The 24,696-nt window shown below is 67.2% G+C and carries 24 protein-coding genes; 20 read left to right on the top strand and 4 right to left on the bottom strand.

Going from position 1 to position 24,696, the window contains the following annotated elements; genetic code table 11:
• Positions 1 to 47 precede the first annotated feature (47 nt).
• The 7 genes from B841_RS02840 to B841_RS02870 all read left to right on the top strand — a co-directional run bounded on the left by B841_RS02840 (position 48) and on the right by B841_RS02870 (position 7,268).
• Positions 48 to 335: a WXG100 family type VII secretion target gene (locus B841_RS02840; RefSeq protein WP_020933975.1), complete on the top strand. Its 288-nt coding sequence runs from the start codon at positions 48 to 50 to the stop codon at positions 333 to 335.
• Between the two features lie 318 nt (positions 336 to 653).
• Positions 654 to 1,097, top strand: coding sequence for a 50S ribosomal protein L13 (gene rplM / locus B841_RS02845; RefSeq protein WP_020933976.1), 444 nt, complete (start codon positions 654 to 656; stop codon positions 1,095 to 1,097).
• Complete coding sequence (gene rpsI / locus B841_RS02850) at positions 1,097 to 1,666, top strand: 30S ribosomal protein S9 (protein WP_020933977.1); 570 nt, start codon at positions 1,097 to 1,099, stop codon at positions 1,664 to 1,666. Before rplM ends, rpsI begins: the two co-directional genes overlap by 1 nt.
• A 162-nt stretch (positions 1,667 to 1,828) precedes the next feature.
• A complete protein-coding gene (locus B841_RS02855; RefSeq protein ID WP_020933978.1) occupies positions 1,829 to 3,970 on the top strand; it encodes a beta-glucosidase family protein in 2,142 nt (713 codons plus the stop codon).
• Positions 3,971 to 4,032: 62 nt separating this feature from the next.
• Positions 4,033 to 5,376, top strand: coding sequence for a phosphoglucosamine mutase (gene glmM / locus B841_RS02860; RefSeq protein ID WP_020933979.1), 1,344 nt, complete (start codon positions 4,033 to 4,035; stop codon positions 5,374 to 5,376).
• Positions 5,377 to 5,487: 111 nt separating this feature from the next.
• Complete coding sequence (locus B841_RS02865) at positions 5,488 to 5,796, top strand: hypothetical protein (RefSeq protein WP_020933980.1); 309 nt, start codon at positions 5,488 to 5,490, stop codon at positions 5,794 to 5,796.
• Complete coding sequence (locus B841_RS02870) at positions 5,796 to 7,268, top strand: hypothetical protein (protein WP_020933981.1); 1,473 nt, start codon at positions 5,796 to 5,798, stop codon at positions 7,266 to 7,268. The genes B841_RS02865 and B841_RS02870 overlap by 1 nt, the downstream gene beginning before the upstream one ends.
• A gap of 156 nt (positions 7,269 to 7,424) precedes the next feature.
• Here the strand turns inward: B841_RS02870 and B841_RS02875 are convergent, their stop codons facing one another.
• Positions 7,425 to 8,312 (bottom strand): poly(ethylene terephthalate) hydrolase family protein, encoded by an 888-nt coding sequence (locus B841_RS02875; RefSeq protein ID WP_020933982.1) that lies wholly within the window; start codon positions 8,310 to 8,312, stop codon positions 7,425 to 7,427.
• Positions 8,313 to 8,409: 97 nt separating this feature from the next.
• Here B841_RS02875 and glmS point away from each other — a divergent pair, with 97 nt between their 5' ends.
• Positions 8,410 to 10,272 (top strand): glutamine--fructose-6-phosphate transaminase (isomerizing), encoded by a 1,863-nt coding sequence (glmS, locus tag B841_RS02880; RefSeq protein ID WP_020933983.1) that lies wholly within the window; start codon positions 8,410 to 8,412, stop codon positions 10,270 to 10,272.
• 27 nt (positions 10,273 to 10,299) lie between these two features.
• Here the strand turns inward: glmS and B841_RS02885 are convergent, their stop codons facing one another.
• Positions 10,300 to 11,436 (bottom strand): NAD(P)/FAD-dependent oxidoreductase, encoded by a 1,137-nt coding sequence (locus tag B841_RS02885; RefSeq protein WP_020933984.1) that lies wholly within the window; start codon positions 11,434 to 11,436, stop codon positions 10,300 to 10,302.
• A 2-nt stretch (positions 11,437 to 11,438) separates the two neighbouring features.
• Positions 11,439 to 11,630, bottom strand: a complete 192-nt coding sequence (locus tag B841_RS02890) for a ferredoxin (protein WP_020933985.1) — start codon at positions 11,628 to 11,630, stop codon at positions 11,439 to 11,441.
• Positions 11,631 to 11,736: 106 nt separating this feature from the next.
• Between B841_RS02890 and B841_RS02895 the strand changes: the two genes are divergently transcribed.
• Complete coding sequence (locus B841_RS02895; RefSeq protein WP_041632026.1) at positions 11,737 to 12,642, top strand: LysR family transcriptional regulator; 906 nt, start codon at positions 11,737 to 11,739, stop codon at positions 12,640 to 12,642.
• Positions 12,643 to 12,738: 96 nt separating this feature from the next.
• Positions 12,739 to 13,935, top strand: a complete 1,197-nt coding sequence (locus tag B841_RS02900) for a cytochrome P450 (protein ID WP_020933987.1) — start codon at positions 12,739 to 12,741, stop codon at positions 13,933 to 13,935.
• A 7-nt stretch (positions 13,936 to 13,942) separates the two neighbouring features.
• On the opposite strand, the gene B841_RS02905 is transcribed toward B841_RS02900, so the two are convergent.
• Positions 13,943 to 14,944 (bottom strand): cation transporter, encoded by a 1,002-nt coding sequence (locus B841_RS02905; protein WP_020933988.1) that lies wholly within the window; start codon positions 14,942 to 14,944, stop codon positions 13,943 to 13,945.
• 133 nt (positions 14,945 to 15,077) lie between these two features.
• On the opposite strand from B841_RS02905, the gene B841_RS02910 reads away from it, so the two are divergent.
• The 10 genes from B841_RS02910 (at position 15,078) to B841_RS02955 (ending at position 24,649) form a co-directional block, all read left to right on the top strand.
• Positions 15,078 to 16,046 carry a helix-turn-helix domain-containing protein gene (locus tag B841_RS02910; protein ID WP_052337793.1) on the top strand — a complete coding sequence of 323 codons (969 nt, stop codon included), beginning with the start codon at positions 15,078 to 15,080 and terminating at the stop codon, positions 16,044 to 16,046.
• A 162-nt stretch (positions 16,047 to 16,208) separates the two neighbouring features.
• Positions 16,209 to 18,065: an FAD-dependent oxidoreductase gene (locus B841_RS02915; RefSeq protein ID WP_020933990.1), complete on the top strand. Its 1,857-nt coding sequence runs from the start codon at positions 16,209 to 16,211 to the stop codon at positions 18,063 to 18,065.
• Positions 18,066 to 18,234: 169 nt separating this feature from the next.
• A complete protein-coding gene (gene alr, locus B841_RS02920; RefSeq protein WP_020933991.1) occupies positions 18,235 to 19,320 on the top strand; it encodes an alanine racemase in 1,086 nt (361 codons plus the stop codon).
• The gene (gene tsaE, locus B841_RS02925) at positions 19,321 to 19,800 is read left to right on the top strand and encodes a tRNA (adenosine(37)-N6)-threonylcarbamoyltransferase complex ATPase subunit type 1 TsaE (protein ID WP_020933992.1); all 480 of its coding nucleotides are present in this window, start codon (positions 19,321 to 19,323) and stop codon (positions 19,798 to 19,800) included.
• 11 nt (positions 19,801 to 19,811) lie between these two features.
• Positions 19,812 to 21,416: an aspartate:alanine exchanger family transporter gene (locus B841_RS02930; protein ID WP_020933993.1), complete on the top strand. Its 1,605-nt coding sequence runs from the start codon at positions 19,812 to 19,814 to the stop codon at positions 21,414 to 21,416.
• Positions 21,417 to 21,430: 14 nt separating this feature from the next.
• A complete protein-coding gene (locus tag B841_RS02935; protein WP_020933994.1) occupies positions 21,431 to 21,901 on the top strand; it encodes a hypothetical protein in 471 nt (156 codons plus the stop codon).
• A 10-nt stretch (positions 21,902 to 21,911) separates the two neighbouring features.
• Complete coding sequence (tsaB, locus tag B841_RS02940; RefSeq protein ID WP_020933995.1) at positions 21,912 to 22,559, top strand: tRNA (adenosine(37)-N6)-threonylcarbamoyltransferase complex dimerization subunit type 1 TsaB; 648 nt, start codon at positions 21,912 to 21,914, stop codon at positions 22,557 to 22,559.
• Positions 22,556 to 23,017 carry a ribosomal protein S18-alanine N-acetyltransferase gene (gene rimI / locus B841_RS02945; protein ID WP_020933996.1) on the top strand — a complete coding sequence of 154 codons (462 nt, stop codon included), beginning with the start codon at positions 22,556 to 22,558 and terminating at the stop codon, positions 23,015 to 23,017. The genes tsaB and rimI overlap by 4 nt, the downstream gene beginning before the upstream one ends.
• The gene (gene tsaD, locus B841_RS02950) at positions 23,014 to 24,057 is read left to right on the top strand and encodes a tRNA (adenosine(37)-N6)-threonylcarbamoyltransferase complex transferase subunit TsaD (RefSeq protein ID WP_020933997.1); all 1,044 of its coding nucleotides are present in this window, start codon (positions 23,014 to 23,016) and stop codon (positions 24,055 to 24,057) included. The genes rimI and tsaD overlap by 4 nt, the downstream gene beginning before the upstream one ends.
• Before the next feature lie 241 nt (positions 24,058 to 24,298).
• Positions 24,299 to 24,649 carry a hypothetical protein gene (locus B841_RS02955; RefSeq protein WP_245561056.1) on the top strand — a complete coding sequence of 117 codons (351 nt, stop codon included), beginning with the start codon at positions 24,299 to 24,301 and terminating at the stop codon, positions 24,647 to 24,649.
• Positions 24,650 to 24,696 lie beyond the last annotated feature (47 nt).

The raw sequence follows: 24,696 nt of genomic DNA on the forward strand, positions 1-24,696 counted from the left end.
CCTGCACGACCACACCGACCACGTAGCTTAAGGACATCACCACAGCCATGGACATGATCAAGTACGAGTTCGGCGCCATCGAGGGCGCCGCCGCCGACATCAAAAGCACCGCCGCCCGCATGAGCAACGAACTCGAGCAGCTCAAGAGCTCGCTGCAGCCGATGGTCTCGACCTGGGAGGGCGAGAGCGCGGTGGCCTACCAAGAGGCGCAGAACAAGTGGGACCGCGCCGCCGAGGAGCTCAACGCCATCCTCGCGACGATCTCCGGCACCGTCGACCAGGGCAACCGCCGCATGAGCGACATCAACCGCCAGGCCGCCGGCTCCTGGGCATAACCGCACCGACCCGCCCCTCGGCGGCGACAGACATATCGGGGGATACAGACGCGACCGCCGTCGAGGGACGTGGGCGCAGCAGCGGCGGCGATCGGGGCCGGCCGTGACGACTGCGCCCGCACGCTCACCGCCCGCACCAGCGACCTCGCTGGTGCGGGCGGTTTTGTTCTGACCTTTTCGTCCCGTAGGATTGATGATCTGTGTGCACGCTCTTTGCGGGCACGTTTTCCCCCGGGTCTCCACCGGCCGCCGGGGCGGGAGACGCACACGCGAATTTTTCTGGCCGGCAGCCTCCAGACAGACTTCAAGGAGTCATGCATGTCTACTTACCACCCGAAGAGCGGTGACATCACCCGTAAGTGGTACGTCATCGACGCCACCGACGTGGTGCTGGGCAAGCTTGCTTCCACCGCAGCCGACCTGCTGCGTGGCAAGCACAAGCCGCAGTTCACCCCGAACGTGGACACCGGCGATCACGTCATCGTGATCAACGCCGACAAGGTCCACATCTCCTCGAACAAGCGTGAGCGCGAGATGCGCTACCGTCACTCCGGCTACCCGGGCGGTCTGACGACCATGACCCTGGGTCAGGCCCTGGACGCCCGCCCGGAGCGCGTCGTCGAGGAAGCTATCACCGGCATGATGCCGCACAACAAGCTGACCCGCACTTCCGTCAAGAAGCTGCACGTCTTCGCTGGTTCCGAGCACCCGTACGCCGGCCAGCAGCCCGAGCCCTACGAGTTCAAGCAGGTGGCACAGTAATGACCGAGCCGAACAACAACGAGAACCTCGAAAACACCTCCGTCGAGGCCGAGGACAACGTCGCTTCCGCTGAGGACATCGCCGCCGCTGCCGCCGCCACCGAGGACTTCGGCTACACCATCGGCGACGCGCTGACCACCGAGTCCGAGGACGACGTCGAAGACGCCGCCCCGGTCGTCCACGAGGGTCCGATCCAGACCGTCGGCCGTCGTAAGCGCGCCATCGCCCGCATCGTGCTCAAGGCCGGCTCCGGCGAAATCAAGGTCAACGGCCGTGACCTGGAGGACTACTTCCCGAACAAGCTGCACCAGCAGGACATCAAGCTCCCGCTGACCCTGCTTGAGCGCGAAGGCCAGTTCGACATCGACGCCAACATCAGCGGCGGCGGCCCGACCGGCCAGTCCGGCGCTCTGCGCCTGGCCATCGCCCGCGCGCTGAACGTCTACAACCCGGCAGACCGCCAGGACCTGAAGAAGGCCGGCTACCTGACCCGTGACGCCCGCGCCGTCGAGCGTAAGAAGGCAGGCCTGCACGGTGCACGTCGTGCGCCGCAGTACTCCAAGCGTTAATCTCCGGATTTCCGCTGCCCGACGCCGCCTCTCCCACCCAGGGGAGGCGGCGTTCGCCGTTTCCGGGGCGGGGGAGAAGTTAGGCGCGAACGCCGTCGATAAGTAAGACTTCTCGTTAGGCTGGGGGCGACCCCGCACGAAAACCTACGAAAGGGTTTGAGCATGGCCACCGCAGACCGCCCCTGGATGGACGCCACCAAGACGCCCCGCGAGCGCGCCGAGCTCGTGGTCGAGGCGATGACCCTCGAGCAGAAGGTCGATCAACTCGGTGGCGCGATGAGCACCATCAACCCTTATGACATGGATCTGACGGACCCGGACACCGACCTCAACCAACTGGAGGTCTGGCGCCACGCCGACCCGGTCGAGGAACTCGGCGTCCCGCGCCTGAACATCACCAACGGCCCCGTCGGCGTCGGCATGGGCGACGGCACCCCGTCGCCGCCGGCCACCGCGCTGCCCGCCACCCTGGGGCTGGCCGCGTCCTTCGACATTGACCTGGCCTACCGCTACGGCGAACGGATGGGCATAGAAACCAAGGCGCTGGGCCAGCACCTGCTCGAGGCCCCCGGCATGGGCCTGACGCGGGTGGCCACCGGCGGCAGGAACTTCGAGTACTTCTCCGAAGACCCGTACCTCTCCGGCGTGATGGGCGTGGAGGTGACCAAGGGCATCCAGACCCAAGACGTCATCGCCGAGCCCAAGCACTTCGCGCTCAACGACTCGGAGCACCAGCGCTTCCGCTACGACGTCCACGTCGACGAAAACGTCATGCGCGAGCTGTACCTGCTGCCCTTCGAAATGACCGTCAAGGACGCTCAACCGGGCGCGCTGATGAGTTCCTACCAGCGGCTGGGCGGCACCTACGCCTCCGAGAATTACTGGCTGCTCACGCACGTGTTGCGCGATCAGTGGGGTTTCGAGGGCTACGTGCAGTCCGATTTCTGGGCGGTGCGCTCCACCGCGCAGTCGCTGAACGCCGGCCTCGACCACGAGATGCCGGACCACAACTGGATGAACATGGACAACATTCAGCACGCCCTGGACCAGCGCATCCTGGAGACGAAGACCATCGACCGGGCGCTGGTACGTCGATACACGCAGATGTTTCGCTTCGGCATGTTCGACGAAGACCGCCCGGCCACTGGCCTCGACGAGCGGGCCGGGGGAATCTTCGCCCGGGAAGCCGCCCGCGAAGTCATCGTGCTGCTCAAAAACGAACGGCGCCTCCTGCCGCTGGACCCTGCCCGCGCCGGCACGATCCTCATCGTGGGCATCGACGACTTCGCCAATCACATCTGCAACTGCGGCGGCGGATCATCCCAGGTCATCCCCACCTACGAGGTCCCGCCGGCCGAGGGCATGCGCGACGTGCTGGCGGAACAAGGCGCGGACAACGAGGTCGAGGTGTTCACCGTCGCCGACGACATGAGCAACCTGGACGAGGCGGAAGCCGCCGCCGCGGCCGCCGACACGGTCGTCATCATGGCCGGCCTGGTCACCACCGAGAGCGTCGACCAGGAGGACATGAACCTGCCGAAGAACCAGAACCAGTTGATCGAGCGCCTCGCCGAGGCCAACGACCGCACCGTGGTCGTGCTCAAGGACGGCGACCCCGTGCTCATGCCGTGGTTGGACAAGGTCCACACCCTGCTGGAGGCCTTCAACCAGGGGCAGGAGGACGGCCACGCCGTCGCCGACGTGCTCCTCGGCAACCACAATCCTTCGGCGAAGCTGCCCATCAGCTACCCGGCCTCCGAGGACGACACCTGTTACGCGCACAACCCCTCCCGCTACCCGGGCGTCGACGAAGGCGCCGGCTACCCGGTCATGCGCTACTCCGAAGGCCTGGAGATGGGATACCGCTGGCACCAGTCGCAGAACATCACCCCGCTGTTCGAGTTCGGTTACGGGCTGTCCTACACCACCTTCGAACTCGACGACCTGCGGGTGGAACCCACCGACTTGACCAGCGGCGTCAATGCTTCCGGAACGTTGGATATCACCGTGGACGTGACCAACACCGGCGACCAGCCGGGTGCGGAAGTCGTGCAGGTCTACGCCGAGATCCCCGTCAAGGGGCAGCCCCCGCGCAGGCTCATTGGATTCGACAAGGTGCACGTGTCTACCGGGGCCACCGTGGAAGCCAGGATCACGGTGGACCTGGGCTCCTCCTCGCACCCGCTGGGGGTGTGGGACGCCAACGAACAAGCCTTCGTCGTGCGGCCCGGCACCTACACCCTGCACGTCGGCACATCCTCCGGCAACACCCCGCTCACCGCGTCGGGGGAGATTGAGGGGTAACGGACACGACACCCTGGCCGCGATGCCGCGCGAGACGGGCCAGCCTGTGCATAATTACAGGTATGACTCGACTCTTCGGCACCGACGGGGTTCGCGGACTCGCGAACCAAACTCTGACCGCCCCGCTGGCGATGCGCCTCGGCGCCGCCGCCGCGCAGGTCCTGACCGAGGGGCGGGCGTCCGACGACCGTCGGCCCACCGCGATCATCGGCCGCGACCCGCGCGTCTCCGGGGAAATGCTCGCCGCGGCGATGGCCGCCGGCATGGCCTCCCGCGGCGTGGATGTGCTGCGGGTCGGTGTGGTTCCCACCCCGGGCGTGGCGTTTCTCACCGACGACTACGGCGCCGACATGGGCGTGATGATCTCCGCCTCGCACAACCCCATGCCGGACAACGGCATCAAGTTCTTCTCCGCAGGCGGGCATAAGCTCCCCGACTCCGTGGAAGACGAAATTGAACGCACCATGGGCCAGCTCAAGCCGGAAGGCCCGACCGGCACGGGCGTCGGGCGCGTCATCGAAGAAGCCCCGGACGCCCAGGACCGGTACGTCAACCACCTCGCGAACGCGAACATCATGGACCTGTCGGGCATCAAAGTCGTCGTCGACACCGCCAACGGCGCCGCCTCCCGCATCGCGCCCAAGGTCTACGCGGCCGCCGGCGCCGAGGTCATCGCGATCTACGACCAGCCGAACGCCTACAACATCAACGACGGCTGCGGCTCCACCCACATGGACAAGATCCAAGAGGCGGTCCGCAAACACGAAGCCCACCTCGGCCTCGCGCACGACGGAGACGCCGACCGCTGCCTGGCTGTGGATGCGGAAGGCAACGTCGTGGACGGTGACCAGATCATGGCGATCCTGGCCGTGGCCATGCGCGACGCCGGCACTCTGCGGCTGAACACCCTCGTGGCGACGGTGATGAGCAACCTGGGCCTTAAACTCGCGATGCAGCGGGAAGGCATCGAGATGGTCGAGACCCAGGTCGGCGACCGCTACGTCCTCGAAGAACTCAACGCCTCCGGTTACGCCCTCGGCGGCGAGCAGTCCGGCCACATCGTGGTGCCGAAGTACGGCACCACCGGCGACGGCACCCTCACCGGCCTGAAGCTCATGTCGCAGATGGCGCTGACCGGCAAGTCTCTTCAGGAACTGGCGTCCGTGATGTCCGTCCTGCCGCAGGTGCTGATCAATGTGCCCGTCTCCGACAAATCCGCGATCCTGGCCTCCGATAAGGTCCGTGAGGCCAAGGAACAGGCGGAGCGAGACCTAGGTGACACCGGCCGAGTGCTGCTGCGCCCGTCGGGCACGGAAGAACTCTTCCGCGTCATGGTCGAGGCCGCCGCTGAGGAAGATGCGCGCAAGGTCGCCGGCCAGATCGCCGCTATCGTCGCGGCCGTCTAAAAGAATTTCTCGCGCCGGGGAACCTTCCTCCCGCATCGGACAGTCAAAGGATAGTGACGGGCCGGCCACCGAGGCCGCCCCAGCACGTGACGTCCGACTAGGGGGAAAGCGATGTCCGACAGCGGAAATATCAGTATCAACCACGAAGGCGTTCGCCAACTTCTGCGCCAGGCGCAGGAGGCGGGGCAGCAGCAGCTCACCGCCCACCTCGCGCAGGTTCCAGCCTTCGCACCTGCCGCCGCGGGCCGGGACTTCGAGTCTTATGGCCGACGGATCGCGGAACTTCTGAACCGTGCCCATGACACCGGGCGCCGCCATGTCGACAGCGTCATCGACGTGGCTCAGGCAGGGCTCGATCAGGTGGGGGTTGTGCGTGGCGCCGACGACGGGTTTGGCGATCAACTCGGAGGGCGGAGGTGATGGCGGCGCCGTTGTCGTCGGCGGTGCGGTTTATTCGATCCGTCGACGAGTTTTCGCAGGCGTCGCGGGGCCTGTACCCGGGGCCGCCGATGTCCGGCGAGCAGCTGGTGCACGCCATCGGGGCGACGGATGGGGCGGACGGAGGACAGCTGGCTGTGCAGGCCTCCGCCGCCACCGGTTTTGGGCGCTCCGGCTCCGGGAGGGGAGTGGGGTCGAGTTTCTTCGGCGGCGTGATCGGAGAAGTCGGGGGATTTCTCATGGGGCAATTCCTGAACCGGCTGGGCCGCAGCGACCGGGATTACGAGAAAGAGCGGGGTTCCGCAGAATGGGTCAATGACCAGGCGAACTCGTGCGGTGGAGCGGTCGACTCTATCGTCACTGACGCGAAGACGGGCATGGACTCGATCTTCGACGCCGCCGCGCCGATCATCGACCTGCTGACCATGGTCGTTCGTCTGCACCCGGCGGGGAGGGTGATTTCGATGATCGTGGGGATTGCGGGGCCGTTGATTCAAAATGTGTTCGGTTCGGTCAATCAGATCTGCGAGGACCGTGATGAGCAGGTGAGCAAGTGCTACGAGAGCTTGATTACATGCATTGAGGACTACACGACTGAATGCGTTCCGGAGGAGGCCCCGGAGGTGCCTGCCTCGTGTCAGGATGGAGACACTAGCTCTAGTTCCAGCAGTTCCAGTAGCTCTAGCAGTTCCAGCAGTTCCAGTAGCTCGAGTTCGGGCAGTGTCGGCGGCTCCGGCGGTGTGGTGGGCGCAGATAACTCGAGTAGCTCCAGCAGCTCCAGCGCGAGTAGTGGTGCGAGCAGTGCCACGGGCGGGGCCACGCAGACGGGCATGCAGGTGGAAACAAAGGCCGCGGGTGTTGCGGATACGGCGGCGCAGATAGACCTCAGCGCCACCGGCACCCGCTGCGTGGTCGACGCACTGGATCTGTGCGTGGGCGGGGCAGTGGACAAGGCTGTGTCCGGCTCGTCGTCGATTGCCGCCGGAGGGGCGGGAGAGTTTGTCCCGCCGAAGCTGCCGGAGCCTGACCCGTGTTTTGTGGGGGCTGCGGGGGCGGTCGGCGTCGGTGTGGGGTTGGCGGTGATGGGTTTCCTCAGCGCTGCGTGTGAAGATCTCATCGCCTGCGAACCGGATGCCCCGGCGCCGGAACCAGAACCGGTACCGGAACCTGAGACTGAACCAATCCCGGAACCGGCCCCCGCACCAGAACCAGAGCCGAAGCCCATGCCCGAGCCGGAACCTGCGCCGAAGCCGGAACCTCCGGCGCCAGAGCCGGAGTCGGCCGACGGGGTGTACGCTCCTCCGCCTGAGCTGGCGGACGTGACGGAACCTTCACCGCCGCCGAAGAAGATCGCCGCGGAATTCACCTCCCCGGCGCCGACGGCGTCGGCCGCGCAATCAGCGCCGGAAACAGCGCCAGTTCAGGAATCAGCACGACGAGTGGGGCAGTGGTAATGGATTTTCAAGAATTTGCGCGCCAGTTCAGCGAGCGCACGGCGCAGCGGCTCATCGAATTTGAGGCCACCGTCGATCAGGCCCAGCGGAGCCTAGAGAAAATGGCGAAAAACACCCCCGGCACGCAGCCGGGGGTGTCGCAGGAGGGCGCGGTGGTCAACGACCGACGTCGTCCAGCTCGCCCTGTGCAGTCGATCCTCCGGAGACAGTGACGTCGGTGAAGTCGACGCCGGCCCGCTCCGCGAGGTCGGCGCCGACGAGGCTGGTGACGTTTTTGGCCTCCGCCCGACGTTCCGAGAAGTCGGAGTACTTCTTCTCCTCGTCGAGCTGGTGCAGGAGAAAACCCGTCAACAGCCCGCGGGCGGTTTCCTGGGCGGAGAACTGCGGGAGGCCGAGGCCGACGAAAAGCTTAAAGAAGGTGTCCTCGGAAAAGCCCTGCTGATTGCCGTTCTGCAGCTCCCGGTAGGCGACGGGGCCAGCCCAGCTGTAGGCGAGCTTGGCGGGGTTGCCTGCCCCGAAAATCTCTCCCTGGGAGGATCCGATCACCAGGCCCGGGGCGGTGACCGAGCCGGCGGCGGTGTACGAGGAGGGGGTGACTTCGGCGGGGTAGACGGCGCCTACCGCGGTGACCTTCGGGTTATTCGCCGCAGTGAGCACGGCCGCGCCGCCGCCCATGCCGTGGCCCACCACGCCCAGCTTGCCGGGGCTGACGGTGACGTTGCCCTGACCGAGTTTCACCCCGCCTAAAATCTGCAACGTCGTCTCCAAGTCGGCGGAGAAACCACGGTGGTTCGGCACGACGCCGCGTTCCGTGTCCGGCGCGGCGACGGCGATGCCCCAACTAGCCAGGTGACGCAGGGTGCCGTGGTACTTGGCGACGGGCTTCGTCCAGTCATGGCCGAACGCGACGCCGGGAACGCCGTTTCCCTCCGCAGGGGTGTAAATTTTGCCCGGAATTCCCGCGTAACCGAGGTCGCCGACGAGAACGCGGTGCGGGCCGCGTTTGGACAGATGGGCCAGGTGTTTCTTCAGATTCGCAGACACGCTCCCAGGATAATGGAATTACGTGGGGGACTGGGGGCACACCCGTAAAACGCGTCGCTACAGGCACATGTTTTCTGCGGGGTGTATTTTTTCTGCCATGTGCGGAATCGTTGGATACGTTGGCAATCGCCAGGGCCTGAACCTGGCGCTCGAAGCGCTGCGAAGGATGGAATATCGCGGCTACGACTCGTCCGGTATCGCCGTGGCCGGGAGCGATGGCCTGAACATGGTCAAGCGCGCCGGCAAGCTGGCGAACCTGGAAGACAAAATCGCGGACGTCGGGCAGGAGTCGCTGGCGGGCACCACCGCGATCGGGCACACCCGGTGGGCGACCCACGGTCGCCCGACGGACGACAACGCCCACCCCCACCTCGCCTACGACGGCAAGGCCGCGGTGGTCCACAACGGCATCATCGAGAACTTCGCCGCCCTGCGCGAGGAGTTGGAGCGCGACGGCGTGGAGCTGGTCTCCGACACGGACACCGAGGTCGCCGCCCAACTGCTGGCGAAGGCCTATAACGAGGGGGAGACCGCCGGGAATTTCCGGGACTCCGCGTTGACCGTCCTGAACCGCCTGGAGGGCGCCTTCACGGTGCTTTTCCTCCATGAGGATCACCCGGGCACCGTCATTGCGGCGCGGCGTTCCACGCCGTTGATCGTCGGCGTCGGCGACGGCGAGATGTTTTTGGGCTCCGACGTCGCGGCTTTCATCGAGCACACCAAACAGGCGGTGGAGCTGGGCCAGGACAGCGTCGTGGTGATCACCGCCGACGACTACGAGATCCTCGACTTCGACGGCCGTCCGGCGGAGGGTCGGCCTTTCACCATTGACTGGGATTTGCAGGCCGCGGAGAAAGGTGGCTTCGATTCCTTCATGATGAAGGAGATCCACGAGCAGCCGGCGGCCGTGCGCGACACGTTGGCCGGGCATTTCGCCGATGGCAGGGTGTTCTTGGACGAGAACAACATCTCCGAGACCGAGTTGAAGTCCTTCGACCAGGTCTTCGTGGTGGCCTGTGGCTCGGCGTACCACTCGGGGTTGTTGGCGAAGTACGCCATCGAGCATTGGGTGCGCATCCCGGTGCAGATCGAGGTGGCCTCCGAGTTCCGCTACCGCGACCCGGTCCTGGACGAGCGCACGCTGGTGCTCGCGATCTCGCAGTCCGGCGAGACCGCCGACACGCTGGAGGCGGTGCGGCACGCGAAAACGCAGGGCGCGAAGGTGCTGGCGGTGTGCAACACCAACGGCTCCCAGATTCCGCGCGAGTCGGATGCGGTGTTGTACACGCACGCGGGCCCGGAGATCGGGGTGGCGTCCACGAAGGCGTTTCTGGCGCAGGTGGCGGCGAACTACATCGTCGGCCTGGCCTTGGCGCAGGCGAAGGGCACCAAATTCCCCGATGAGATCAAGGAGATCTGGGAGCGGCTGGAGGAGATCCCCGCCCAGATCGAACAGGTGCTGGAGACCAAGGACGATATCCAGTCCATCGCGGACACCCTCGGCGCGGTCCAGACGATGCTCTTTCTCGGCCGCAACGTCGGTTTCCCCGTGGCGCTGGAGGGCGCGTTGAAGCTCAAGGAGCTGGCTTATATCCACGCGGAGGGGTTCCCGGCCGGCGAACTCAAACACGGCCCGATCGCCTTGATCGAGGAGGATCTCCCGGTCGTGGTGGTCGTCCCGAGCCCGCGCGGGGTGAAGCTGCTGCACTCGAAGATCGTGTCCAACATTCAGGAGATCCGGGCCCGCGGCGCACGCACCATCGTCATCGCCGAAGAGGGCGACACGGCGGTGGAGCCGTACGCGAACTGGTTGATCCGGGTGCCGCAGACGCCGTCGATCATGCAGCCGCTGCTGGCGACGGTGCCGCTGCAGTTTCTGGCCGCCGACATCGCGCGGGCGTGCGGCAACGACGACATCGACAAGCCTCGTAACCTGGCCAAGTCCGTCACCGTGGAATAGGCGGACGGTGCGCCCCGCGAGGCCGGGTCAGACTCCGACGGTCTCGCTGCGGGCGATCTTGTGCAGGCGGGGGATCGGCATCCGGATGTTGTAGGACGCCGCCGCGCCTTGTGCGGGCCAGTGGGCGACGAAGGAGCGCTCCGCGAGCGATCCCTTGACGATCTCCGGTGCTTCCGAGTCATTCGGAATGGGGCCGGAGAGCTTGATGTTCATGCCCCACTGGTCGGTCCAAAAGTAGTTCTGGAAGCTGAGTTCGGCGGCGTCGTCGCCGTGTAGGAGGGCGTGCGCGGCGGTCTTGGCCTGTTCGATGGCGGCGGTCCAGACCGGGGTGCGTTTCGGCCCGCCGGTCCCGCCGATCCAGGCGACGTCGCCGGCGGCCACGACGTCGTCGTGGCCGAGGACCCGGCAGCGAGCGTCGGTGACCAGGCGGCCGTCGACGAGTAAACCGGAATCGGCGAGCCAGTCGTCGTTCGGGACGTCGCCGGCGGCAGAGACGACGACGTCGGAGTCGAGGTCGACGCCGCCGCGGGTGTGGACGCGCATGCCGGAGCCGGTGTCCTCGACGACGTCGACGAAGTCGTCGACCAGGGTCAGTCCGTGAGACACCGCGGCCTCGGTGAGCAGCTCGGCGAGGAAGGGGCCGATGTGGACGTCCATGGGCGTGCCGGGGTGGACGAGGGTGACCTCGCAGCCGAGACCGAGGGCGCCGGAGGCGATCTCCATGCCGAGCGGGCCGCCGCCGACGACGGTGACCTTCGGGGCCTCGGCGAGGCGGCTCTTTAGCGCGACGGCGTCGTCAAGCGAGCGCAGCGTGTATTCGCCGGGGGAGTCGGTGAAGCGGCGGGCGTGAGTTCCCGTGGCGATGACCAGTCCGTCGTAGTCGACGGTCGTGCCGTCGTCGAGGCGCACACGGCGGGCCGTGGCGTCGAGGCCGACCGCGGTGCGGCCGAGGTACTGGACCGCGCCGTGGGTGGGGTCGGGCAGGAAGTTGACGTCGAGTTCCTCGCCGGGGGCCAGCGCAGCCTTGGACAGCGCGGGGCGGGAGTAGGTCGCATGGGTTTCCGCGCCGATGACGGTGATGGTGCCGTCAAACCCTAAGCGGCGCAGGGTGTCGCCGGCGGTCAAACCCGCGACGCCGTGGCCGACGATGACGATGCGTTTCATGGTTAGACCAACTTCAGGGCGGCGACGGGGCAGACGCGGACGGCGTCCTGGGCGGCCTGCAGGTCGGCGTCATCGACCTCGGGCTGGTCGATGATCAGCTCGCCGTCGTCGTCGAGGTGCATCAGTTGCGGGGCGGCCTCCTCACACAGGCCGTGGCCTTCGCAGCGGGGGCGGTCGAGTTCAATGCGGGACATGGCGTCCTCCTATGCTCCGGTGATGTGTGTCTGGGCTGTGTCGAACAGTGTCGCAGGTCACCGTGAATGTGTCTAATGAATGTTGAGCATGCTGTACATTTATGGAATGAATGCAACCCGTCGCTCTCTGTCCAACGTCGATCTGAACCTGCTGGTCAACCTGGAGGCGCTGCTCGAGGAGGAGTCCGTGACCCTGGCGGCGGACCGTGTCGGGTTGTCGCAGCCGGCGATGTCGCACGCGTTGCGTCGGCTGCGCAAGCTCTTCGGCGACGAGCTGCTCGTGCGCGAAGGCAGCCGCAACGTGCTCACGCCACGGGCGCGCGCCTTGCTCGCCCCGCTGCGGGCCGTGCTCACGCGCACCTCCGTGCTCATCGGCGGCGAGCCCTTCGACCCGGCCACCAGCGACCGCACCGTCACCGTGGCGGCGACGGCCTCGATCGCATATCTGATCGGGGCCCCGCTGGTCGACCTGTTGCAGCGCCGTGCCCCCGGCATGCGCCTGCGACTGGTGAGCACGAATGACATTTCCGACGCCGTGTTCACCGACCAGCGCGCCGACGTCCTGCTGCTCGCCGAGGGCTACGACACCGAGCATGAACGCGAGCGGCTCTTCGACGACGACTGGGTCGTCATCTCCGGGGTGGAGGGGCTGCGGGAGGGCAACGTCGTCGACCTGCTGTGGCAGTTGCCGCACGTCGGCGTCGACTCGCCGCGCGTGCCCCGGCCGTACCAGGAGCTGCGCAGCCGTGGGCTCGAGGTCGACGTTTCCATCCGGGTCAACGACTATTTGCTCGTCCCGCAGTTGGTGGCCGGACAGCGTCGCATCGGCCTGCACCGGCGACGTGTGATCGAGAAGATGGCGCCGGGGCGAGGTATCCACCACGTCGATTTTCCGTTTCCGTTGCTCGGTCTCGGCGTGGACATGGTGTGGAACCCGTGGATCGACGACGTGGACTTCCGGGGCTGGCTGCGTGATCTGCTCGTCCAGGCGGTGCATTCATCTGATCGATGAGGGTGATCATTGATATTCATTTGCCAGATGTACCGTGACGCGCTTAACTGTGACCCACATCATCCACTCCGCATCATGTGACCCGAAAGGCCCGCGATGACGATCACCCCGACAGCCCCCGCCACCTCCGAGATCGACCTGTTCTCCGACGAGACCCTCGGCGTCAACGACGACGCCGTCTTCGCCCAGCTCCGTGAACTCGCCCCCGTCGTCTATCTGCCCAAGAACGACGCCTACGCGATCACCCGCTATGACGACGTCCGCGACGCTCTGGCCAACACCGACGTCTTCTCTTCCTCCGGCGTCGCCTTCAACCCGCAGATGAATGAGGTCCTCAAAGGCACCTCGCTGGCCGCCGACCCGCCGGAGCACGGCAAGCTGCGCGCCGTGCTCACCGACAACCTCTCGCCGCGCGCCCTACGCCCGCTCAGGACGGTCATCAACGACAAGGCCGACGAAATGGTCCGTGACCTCTTCTCACGTGAGACCTTCGACGGGATGGCCGACCTGGCCGTGGCTTTCCCGGTCTCCATCGTCTTGGACCTGATCGGCGTGCAGGGCGATCTGCGCGAGAAGATCCTGCCCTGGGGCGAGGCCGCCTTCAACCTGCTCGGCCCCATGAATCAACGTGCCCAGGACTCCTTTCCCACTGCCGGGGAGTTGTTCACCTGGACCCACGAGGAGATGCGCGGCGTCGACTTGGCCGAAGGCTCCATCGGCCGAGCCATCTGGGAAGCCGCCGAGCGCGGCGAGATCTCGCACGAGTCCTTCGGCTACATCGTCCATCAGATCCTCGCCGCCGGCATGGACACCACCATCACCACCATCGGCAACTGCCTGGTGCTGTTGGGCGAGAACCCGGAGCAGTACGCGAAGCTGCGCGAAGACCCCACCTTGGCGTCCTCCGCCATGGCCGAGGTGATCCGTCTGCGCACCCCCGCCCCGGTCTTCGGCCGCAAGGCGCTGGCCGATGTCGAGGTCGCCGGCACGCTCATCCCGGCCGGATCACAGGTCGCCCTGTGCTACGGCTCCGCCAACATGGACCCGCGCAAGTTCGACGACCCGGAGACCTTCGACGTCACCCGCAACCCCGTCGACCACCTGGGCTTCGGCTACGGCGTCCACGGCTGCGCCGGCCAGGGCCTGGCCAAGCTGGAAATCCAGGCGTTGCTGCTGGCGATGACCCAGCACGTCGAGTCCTTCGCCATCGGCGAGGTCGCCGCCCGGCTGAACAACTTCACCCGCCCCTACGCCTCCATCGAGGTCACGGACATCGTCCTGGCCCAGGGCTGACTCGTCGTCATTCGCCCAGCGTGCCCACCTTGGCAGGCACCTGGCGGGTGGGGATCTCGGGCACCAGCGCCACGACGACGTCGTAGGCCTTCCAGTCCAGGTCGCTGATCGCGGCGGTGAGCTCCGCCAGCTGCTCGGCGGTGGGGTCGTCCCCGGGCTCGGGGACCACGAAGAGCTCGATGTGGAACACTTGTCCTTCGTCGCGCATCCGCACGGCAGCCTCCGCGACCCACGAAAACTCGAGGGCGCGGTGGATGGTCCGTTCGTTGAGCGGGTGCGGCTCTTTGTCGTCGTAGGTGCGGGTCCGGGTGTCGGCCAGCCCGCTGATCGTCGAGCGCAGGTTGGCCACCCCGTCGGAGACGATGGACAGGGCCACGAGGATGGCGGCCGCGGGGTCGGCCCACCACAGGCCCACGCCGACGCCGAGGACGCCCACGGCGGTGGCCACGGACGTCATCCAGTCCGCTTTGCTCATGTCCGCGTCGGCGTACAGGGCCTTGTTGTGCAGGATCTTCGCGTAGCGCAACTTGTAGCGGGCCAGCACCGCCGGCGGGACGCCGAAAACACTGACCACGATGATCATCGGCCACCCGGCCCAGATTTCCTGACCGAAGAGCACGGTCAGCCCGATGGGGGTGCGTTCCCCCTCAATGAGACCCAGGGCCGACTCGATGAGCAGGAAGGATCCCATGGCCAGCAGCGCCACGGCCGCCACGAGCTGCCCGATGTCCACCGACCGGTGGTAGCCGTAGGGGTATTTCATCGTGCGAGGCATGCGGATCATGCGCACGGCGATGAGGAAGGCGATCGGCGGCAGCAGGGCGAGGGAATCCTCGATCCACGCCACCCGCATGGCCTGGGACTGCCCGGCGGTCAGGTAAATGAGGGCGACGGCGACGATGAGATAGCCGATGGACATCCATTCGACCCGGATCGCTTTGCGCATGGTCTCCCGGACGTCGTCGGGCACGTTTTTGGGGATCTCGTGGTGGGCGGCTTCCGAGGCCATCGGTGCTCCTCTTGGTCTTGTGATGCATACACTCCCACGCATGGGTGAGATCGAGCTTAATCTCAAACTCGGGGACCGGGGCGCGCGAATGCCCTTCCCCCTGGGCAACCCGTGTCCTACGATCGGGCTCACCATGATGAGCACTGAGCCAGGAGGGGCCCGCGTGGATCCGCGGGTACTGAACTTTTCGACGGCGTCCCTGCCCGTCAACGGACGCGTGGAGCTCTGGGAAGGGCACAACTCCCGGGCCCTGATCCCGCTGGACATCCGCACGCTCGACGACGCCCCGATGCACGCCACCCAGGCCAACCTGGTCCTGCCGTCCGTCCGGATGGCCAACGTCACCGGCAGCGCACAGATCGTCGAGCGCAACGAGTCCTTCATCCGGGAAAATCCGACCGGCGTGGTGGCGGTGTTCTTTGCCCTCGAAGGCGAAGGTTTTTTCCTGCACGGCGAAGGCATGCTGCAGCTGAATCCCGGCCAGGCGGTGGTCTACCACGGGGACCGGCCGTTTACCCGCGGATTTCCCCGCGGGCTGCGTGAGATGGTGCTGACGATCCCGGAGCCGGAGTTCGCCGAGGCTTTCGGTGTCTCGCTGGACCGGCTGCCTTTCGTCTTCGACTTCGGGCCCGCCACGGGCGCCACGGAGCAGGCGTTGCCCCGTGTGTTGTCGCAGACCCTACGCTCCGGGGTGGCCGACGGCCCGGCGGTCGCCGTGGCGGAAGAACAGCTGCGGGCGTTGCTGCACCGCGCCCTGACCTCGTCGAATTCCTCCGCCGTGGGGTTGGTGGCCACGGCCAAAGACGTCATCGAGCGCTCTTATGCGGACGCGGGTCTGACGGTCTCCGCGGTGGCGGCGGCCGTCGGCATCAGCCAGCGTCAGCTGGCCCGGGCGTTCGCGGAGCAGGGCAGCAGCGTGTCCGGGTATCTGCGTTCGCGCCGGGTGGCCTTGGCGCAGTCGATCCTCGCCAACCCCCTCTACCAGGGCATGTCCATGGCGGAGATCGGCGCCCGCTGCGGATTTTCCTCCCAGGCGGCCTTCAGCCGCGCCTTCAAGGAGGAGTCGGGTTCCACGCCGCTGCAGTGGCGCAGGGCCCGGTGATGACTGCAGGGTGATTTTCACGGCAGCGGACGTCGTTTTGTCGCCACCGGACAACCTTGTGTCGAGGATCACTTTTAGCGAAGAGTGAGAGCTAGCTTATTCTCAACGGGTTCACGGAGCGTTGATTGGCGCTCACCCGCACACGAGACCAAGGAGCGAACGATGCCTGCTTTCCACGACGGTATTGCTGAGACCATGGCCCCTGAGCGCAACGACGTCGTCACCACCGACGTGCTGATCGTCGGGTCCGGCCCCGCCGGGGCCTCGGCGGCACTCTTCCTGTCCACCCACGGGATCGCCAACATCATGATCACCAAGTACCGCTGGACCGCGAACACCCCGCGCGCCCACATCACCAACCAGCGCACCATGGAAGTCCTCCGCGACGCCGGCGTCGAGGACGAGGTGCTCGCCGAGGCCGTCCCGCACGACCAGATGGGCGACACCGTGTACTGCGAGTCGCTCGCCGGCGAGGAAATCGGCCGCCGCCCGATCTTCGGCTATGCCCCCGACCGGCGCGCCGACTACGAACTGGCCTCGCCGTCGATGCCGTGCGACCTGCCGCAGACGCTGATGGAGCCGATCCTGCTGGAAAACGCCACCAAGCGCGGCACCCAGACGCAGTTCTCCACCGAGTACGTCTCCCACGAGCAGGACGCCGACGGCGTCAGCGTCGTGGTGCGCAACCGCCTCAGCGGCCACGAATACACCATCCGGGCGAAGTACCTCATCGGCGCCGACGGGGCGCGCTCCAAGGTCGCCGCGGACATCGACACCCCCTTCGAGGGCGCGATGGACATCGGCGGCTCCATGAACATCCAGTTCAAGGCGGACCTGTCCCACCTGGTCGCCCACCGCCCCTCGATCCTGTACTGGGTCTTCTCGCCGGGCTCCAACATCGGCGGCCTCGGCGCCGGCCTGATCCGGTGCGTGCGCCCCTGGAACGAGTGGCTCGTCGTCTGGGGCTACGACATCAACGGCGAGGAGCCGGAGCTCGACGAGGCAGAGGCCAAACGCATCGTCCGCAAGCTCGTGGGCGTCCCCGATCTGGAGATGGAGATCACCGGCTACTCCCTGTGGGGCAACAACGAGCAGTACGCCACCCACATGCAGAAAGACCGCGTGTTCATCGCCGGCGACGCCGCCCATCGCCACCCGCCGAGCCACGGACTGGGCTCGAACACCTCGATCCAGGACTCTTACAACCTCGCCTGGAAGATCGCCATGGTGCTCAAGGGGCACGCCGGCGACGAGCTGTTGGAGACCTACTCGGCGGAGCGCGCGCCCGTCGCCAAGCAGATCGTGACCCGCGCCAACGACTCCGGCCGCGAGTACGCGCCGATCTTCGACGCCCTCGGCGTCCGGGACGCGAAAAACGACGAAGAGTTCATCGAGAAGCTCAAACTGCGCAAGGCGCCGACGCCCGAGGGCGCGGCCCGGTGCAAGGCCCTGCGCGCCGCCCTGAACAACAAGGACTACGAGTTCAACGCCCAGGGCACCGAGATCGGCCAGTTCTACGACTCCACGGCTACACTCTGCGACGGCAACGGCCGCCCCGAGGTGACCGAGGACCCGATGCTGCACCACCAGAAGTCCACCTACCCGGGACTGCGCCTGCCGCACGCCTGGCTCGGCGACGCCAGGAACAAGTACTCCACCCACGACGTCTCCACCGGCACCGGCTTCACCCTCTTCACCGGCATCAACGGCCGCGCCTGGGCGGAAGCCGCGGAGAAGCTCGCCGCGGAGACCGGCATGGAGATCAAGGCCGTGGTCATCGGCGAAGGAGAACAGCACCAGGACCTCTACGGCGACTGGCTGCGCCAGCGCGAAGTCGAGGAAGACGGCGTGATCCTGGTCCGCCCGGACAAGCACATCGGCTGGCGGGCGCACAGCATGGTCGACGACCCGTACTTCGCGCTCAAGGCGGTGCTGGGCACGCTGTTGTCCAGCCGGGGCGTCCCGCAGCTGACGGACAAGGACCGACGACTGCTGCAGACCATGCCGGCCGGCGTGTGACCTCCCTACGGACCCTTCCGCTCCGCGCGTCCCGCAGGCCAGACATATAGACGCACCCCGGACAGTTTCGGGGTGCTGCGTCTGGCCTAAGGCACACTCGCGGCCACACGCGTCTCCCCGGCCCCACGGACTCGCCCAACGCCCCGCACAAGTGGCACAATCAGCTGCCATGAACCTGCTTCGCACGCGCATCGATCTCGACGCCATCGCCCACAACACCCGCCTGGTCAAGGACCTCGTGGCCCCGGCGGAGCTGATGGCCGTGGTCAAGGCCGACGCCTACGGCCATGGCGCAGACCGCGTCGCGAAAGTGATGGCGGACAACGGGGCCGACCGCTTCGGCGTCGCCACGATCGCGGAGGCCGTCGCGCTGACCGAACACACGGAACTGCCCGTCCTCGCCTGGATCTGGAGCGCCGACGAGGACCTCGCCGAACCGCTCAGCCGCGGCGTGGAACTGGGCGTGCCCTCCCTGACGCACGCCCGCGCCCTCGTCGACGCCGCCATCCCCGCCCGCGTGGCCGTGATGGCGGACACCGGCATGCACCGTTCCGGCATCGACGAAGCGCACTGGGAAGAGGCTTTCACCCTGCTGCGCGACGCGGAGCACCTCACCGTCACCGGCGTGTTCTCCCACCTGGCCTGCGCCGACGAACCGCAGGACCCCTTCACCGACGCCCAGGCGGAAGTCTTCCGCCGCGCCGTCGCCCTGGGCAGGGGGCTCGGCCTGGATCTGCCGATCAACCACCTGACCAACTCCCCGGCGACCCTGACCCGCCCCGACCTGTACTTCGACCAAGTCCGCCCGGGCCTGATCCTCTACGGCCTGGACCCGCTGCCCGGCGACCACGGACTCACACCGGCGATGACGTGGGCGGGCGACGTGGTCGTCGTCAAGCCGATCAAGGCGGGGGAAGGCACCAGCTATTCCCTGACCTGGCGCGCGGAACAAGACGGGTATCTGGCGGTCATCCCGTGCGGGTACGCCGACGGGCTGCCGCGCCGGGTGCAGGGCGCGCTGGAAGTCGGCATCGGCGGCAAACTGTACCCGCAAGTCGGGCGGGTGTGCATGGACCAGATCATCGTCGACCTGGGCGAAAACCCCTACGGCGTGGCGCAGGGCGACGAGGCCGTGCTCTTCGGGCCCGGCGGCATGTCCGCTGCGGAACTGGCCGATATGCTGGGCACCATCAACTACGAAGTGGCCTGCCTGCCGAAGGGCCGCACCGTCCGCACCTACGAGGGAGGCCTGTAAGTGAAAGACTTCGACGCCTCCGGCGCCCGCCGCCTGGAGACCGCCGCCGACACCCAGGCCTTCGGGGAAGAAGTCGGCCACGCCCTGGAGGCCGGCGACGTGGTCATCCTCGACGGGCCGCTCGGCGCAGGCAAGACCACCTTCACCCAGGGACTCGCCCGTGGCCTCGGCGTCAAGGGGCGGGTGACGTCCCCGACCTTCGTCATCGCGCGCGAGCACCGTTCGCTGGACGGCGGCCCCGCCCTCATCCACGTCGACGCCTACCGCCTGCTCGGGGAAGGCGGCGGCGACCCGCTCGGCGAACTCGACGCCCTCGACCTGGACAGCGCGCTGACCGACGCCGTCGTCGTGGCCGAATGGGGCGGCGGCCTGGTCGAACAGATCTCCTCGTCCTACCTGCTGATCACCCTCGACCGCACCACCGCCACCTTAGAAGACCCGGAATCCGAGGCCCGCCTCGCCAGCTGGGAGCTCCACTAGAGTCGGCGGGTGTGACCGGCGTACTCGACTTCCTCGCAGACAACATCCTCTTCACCCTCGTCCTCATCCTCGCGGTGGGCCTGGCGCTGGGCAAGGTCCGCGTCTTCGGGATCTCCCTCGGCGCCGCCGCCGTGCTGTTCGTGGCCCTCGGCCTGGCGACCGCCAACCCCGAGATCCAGATCCCGCCGCTGCTGTACCAGCTGGGCCTGGCCGTCTTCGTCTACGCCATCGGGCTGCAGGCCGGGCCCGCGTTCTTCCGGGAATTTGCCACCCGCGGCTGGAAAGTCACCGTCTACGCGCTGGCGCTGATCGTGGCGCTGGTCGGCCTGGGCGCCCTGCTCATCCGGTGGCTGGGCCTGGACCCGCTCACGGGCGCGGGCATGTTCGCCGGATCCCTGTCCTCCACGCCCGGCATGGCGGCGATCGTCTCCATGGTCGACCCGGCGGACGGGCAGGCCCCCGTCGTCGGTTATTCGCTGGCCTATCCGGGCGCGGTGATCGGCACCATCGTCGTCGCCGCGGTCGGCGCCGCCGTCCTCAAAGTCGACCACCGCGCCGCGGCCGCCTCCGAAGGCATGCTCACCGAACCACTCGTCTGGCGCGGCGTGGAGATCGGCCCCGGCGTCCGGGGACGCATCGGCGACCTCTGCAACATCGTCGACGAAAAGATCATCGCCACCCGCATCGCCGACGACGAAGACCACCACGAACTCGCCGACCCCACCATGCCGCTGCGCGAAGGCATGCGGCTGGTGATCAACGGCACGGAGTCAGCCGTCGACGCCGCCATCGAGGCCCTCGGCACCGGTTACGACGCCAAAATCGAAGACACCGAACTCGTCTACTCCCGCTTCACCGTCTCCTCCCCGGAGGTCGCCAGCCGCACGGTCGGCGAACTGGACACCGTCAACCACGGCTTCCTCATCGCCCGGGTACGCACCGGCGACTCCGAATCCGTGCCGAGCCCCAGCACCGTGCTCAACTACTCCGACCGCGTCCGCGTCATCGCCGCGCCGGGGCGGATGCAGGAGATCCGCACTTTCCTCGGCGACTCGGAACGCAAACTCGGCGACGTCGACCTGCTGCCGTTCGCCCTGGGCCTGGCCATCGGTTTGGCGATCGGCCTGATCCCCATCCCGCTGCCCGGCGATACCGTGCTCACACTCGGCTTCGGCGGCGGGCCCATCGTCGCGGGGCTGATCCTGGGGGCGGCGAACCGCACCGGCCCGGTCACCTGGCAGATGCCGTTCCACGCCAACCGCACGATGCAGACCCTCGGGCTGGCGCTCTTCCTCGCCGGGGTGGGCACGTCCGCCGGGGCGGGTTTCCGCAGCGCGTTGACCGACCCGTCCTCGCTGTCCTACATCGGCGCCGGGCTGGTGCTGACGCTGGCGGCCGCCCTGATCACCGGCGTCCTCGGCCGGCGCGTGCTTTCGTTGACCTGGGATGAGTCGATGGGTGTGGCCGCCGGCTTCACCACTAACCCCGCCGTCATCTCCTATCTCAACGGCCAGACAGGCACTGAATTGCCTGGCCGCGGCTACGCGACGGTGTATCCGACGGCCATGATCGGCAAGATCGTGGCCTCCCAGGTGCTCGTCGTCCTGTTGTTGTGATTAGGGTGTGTCCCATGAACGCCACTCTCAAAACCCTCGTCGGGGCCATCGCCGCCATCTGGATCGTACTGCTCGCGGGCATGGTCATCCTGGCGCAGGGCAACCCTTCGGAAAGCCATTTCGCCGACGGCGGTATCGAGGGGACCGTCGCCGAGGTCGAGGACCTGAACCTGACCGCCACCGCCGTCGCCCCGGCCGACGTCTACGGCGAGGAGTTCGCCTTCGCCGCTTTCATCTGCCCGGGCATGACCGAACAGGACATCTCCGAGTTCTACGGCGTGGACGCCTCCGCCCTGGAACTGGACGGTGCGGTCCCGCAGGACATGAACTACCTCATGCTGGTGCGCCAAGACGGCACCACCGAGTACGACGCCATCGCCCGCGACTCCATCGACCTGTGCACGGCCCAGACCTACCCGGTCCCGGCCAACGCGCTGGTGCCGTTGGCGCAGACCGAGCAGGGCGGTTGGCAGCTGCTGGTTTAGAGTTGAAGGCGTGCTAGTTCTCGCCATCGACACCGCCACCTCCGACCTCGTCACCGGGCTCGTGGACACCGACGCCGGTCAGTCCCGCGACCTGGTGAGCTCCACGCGCAACCACAACGAGAACCTCGTGCCCGCCATCCAGCGGCTGCTCGCCGAGGCCGACGTGACCTTCGCCGACCTGGGCGCCGTGGTCGTGGGCCACGGTCCGGGTCCGTTCACCGGCCTGCGCGTGGGCATGTCCACCGCCTCCGCCATCGCCCACGCCGTCGGGATCCCCGTGCACGGGGTGGGCACCCACGACGCGATCGCCCGGCAGCTTAAGGGCCGGGCGTTGGTGGCCACCGACGCGCGCCGCAAGGAAATCTACTGGGCCACCTATGACGACGGCGTACGTACCGCCGGCCCCGACGTGGTCAAACCCGCTGAACTCGTCCTGCCGCACGGGGTAGAGACGGTCTCCGTCCCGGAGCGGCTGGCGGAGCAGCTCGACGTCGAGGCCGATTACGTTGACCTCACGCCCCGGGCCGCCGGCCTGGTCGCCTGCGTGGGCCTGGACGCTGAGCCGGCCCCGCTGCAGCCGGCGTACCTGCGCCGCCCGGATGCGGTGCCGCCGAAGCCGACGCCCAAATCTCCGGCGATCCCGGAGGTGGAGGTGTGATTCTGCGACGGCTGACCCGCGCCGACGCCACCCGCTGCGCCGAGCTCGAGGAAAAGCTTTTCGCCGGCGACGGCCCCTGGCCCCGCGACGTGTTCCTCGTGGAGTTTTCCGCCCCGCATAACTTTTACGTTGGGGTGGAAGAAAACGGGGAATTGATCGGTTACGGAGGGATAGCGATCCTCGGGCCGAAGGACGACCCCGAGTTTGAGGTCCACACCATCGGCGTCGACCCCGACCACCAGCGCCGTGGCGTGGCGCGGATGATGATGGACCAGCTCGTCCACGTCGCCGACGAACACGACGGCCAGATGTTCCTCGAGGTGCGCACCGACAACGACGCGGCCATCGCGATGTACGAGGCCTACGGGTTCACCATCCTGGCCACGCGCAAAAACTACTACCCGGCGTCCCGCGCGGACGCCTACACCATGATCCGGAAATCCAGGAGTGAGAGATGATCATCTGCGGAATCGAGTCCTCGTGCGACGAGACCGGCGTGGGCGTGGTGGAACTGGCCGAGGACGGCACGATGACCGTGCTGGCCGATAAGGTCGCCTCCTCTATGTCGCAGCACGCCCGCTTCGGTGGCGTCGTCCCGGAGATCGCCTCCCGCGCCCATCTGGAGGCGCTGCCGCAGGTCATGACGGCCGCTCTGGAAGAGGCGGGCGTGGCCAAGCCCGACGCCGTCGCCGCCGCCGTGGGCCCCGGGTTGGCCGGTGCCCTGCTGGTCGGCGCGTCCGCCGCGAAGGGCTACGCCGCGGCCTGGGGCGTGCCCTTCTACGGCGTCAACCACCTCGGCGGGCACGTCGCCGTGGCCAACCTCGACGGCTCATCCCTGCCGCACTCGGTGGCGCTGCTGGTCTCCGGCGGGCACACCCAGCTGCTGGAGGTCGAGGCCGTGGGCAAGCCCATGCGCGAGCTGGGCTCCACGCTTGACGACGCCGCCGGCGAGGCCTACGACAAAGTCGCCCGCCTGCTCGGGTTGGGATATCCGGGCGGGCCGGTGATCGACAAGCTCGCCCAGCGCGGGGAGGCATCGATCAAGTTCCCCCGCGCCCTGATGCGTGCGGAGGACGCCCGCGGCGAGCACCGCCACAACTTTTCCTTCTCCGGGCTCAAGACCGCCGTCGCCCGCTACGTCGAAGCGGCGGAACGCAACGGCGAGGTCATCTCCGTCGAAGACGTGTGCGCCTCCTTCCAAGAGGCCGTCGCCGACGTGCTGACGGCCAAGGCCATCCGCGCCTGCCAGGACGTCGGAGCACACACGCTGCTGCTGGGCGGGGGAGTGGCCGCCAACTCACGGCTACGTGGACTGGCCCAGGAGCGGTGCGATGACGCCGGCATCGAACTGCGCGTCCCACGTTTCAATCTGTGCACCGACAACGGCGTGATGATCGCGGCGCTGGCGGCCCAGCTGGTCCACGAAGGCGCCCACGCCTCCTCCCTGACCGCCGGCACCGACCCCTCCCTGGAGGTGGAGATCCCGCTGGTGAGCTAATCGCTTGCTGACTTTCAGCGCTTCCTGTTTGGACGATCAAGCAATTACTTCTATAACGGTTGCCTGATAACTTCCCGGCTATCTGTGTATGAGCGCTAAGGGGGTGCCTCGCGTAATCTGAGGTGAGCTTCCACGTAGCTTTGATTGAGTAACGGAGACACTTGTGATTAACGGATTTTTTGTCGGCCCTGACATGTCCCACCGGAGGGTTTCTTTCGGGAAGGATAACGTCGCCCAGTTTTTGCACGGCACCAGTCCGGAGTCGGTCGAGGTGATCTTCACGGAAGGCGGCACGAGACTTTCCGCGCTTTTTAGTCCTGAGGCCCGGGCCCACGAGATGGATCCGAACCCGGTGGTGTCATTAGGGGTGAACCGGGCGCGGACGGGAAATTCGGCCTTTTTCACTGACCCGACGACCGGGGTCTGTGGGCCGGCGGTCATCGTGGCGCGGGATGGCGGGGATCTCACGGATGAGGAGGTGGAGGAGGTCAAGGACGGCGTGCGGGCCGCCGAAAACTACTGCGAGGACTATCCGGACGAGTACGTGCTGTGGCGCAATGCGGTGCGCAACTTGGGGCGCATGGACGTCTAAAACCGGCTGGCAGGCGTTGGGGTTGAGTGCTGGCACTTGCGGGGGTA

The sequence above is a fragment of the Corynebacterium maris DSM 45190 genome, from assembly GCF_000442645.1.
In the GTDB taxonomy this organism is placed as follows: Bacteria; Actinomycetota; Actinomycetes; order Mycobacteriales; family Mycobacteriaceae; genus Corynebacterium; species Corynebacterium maris.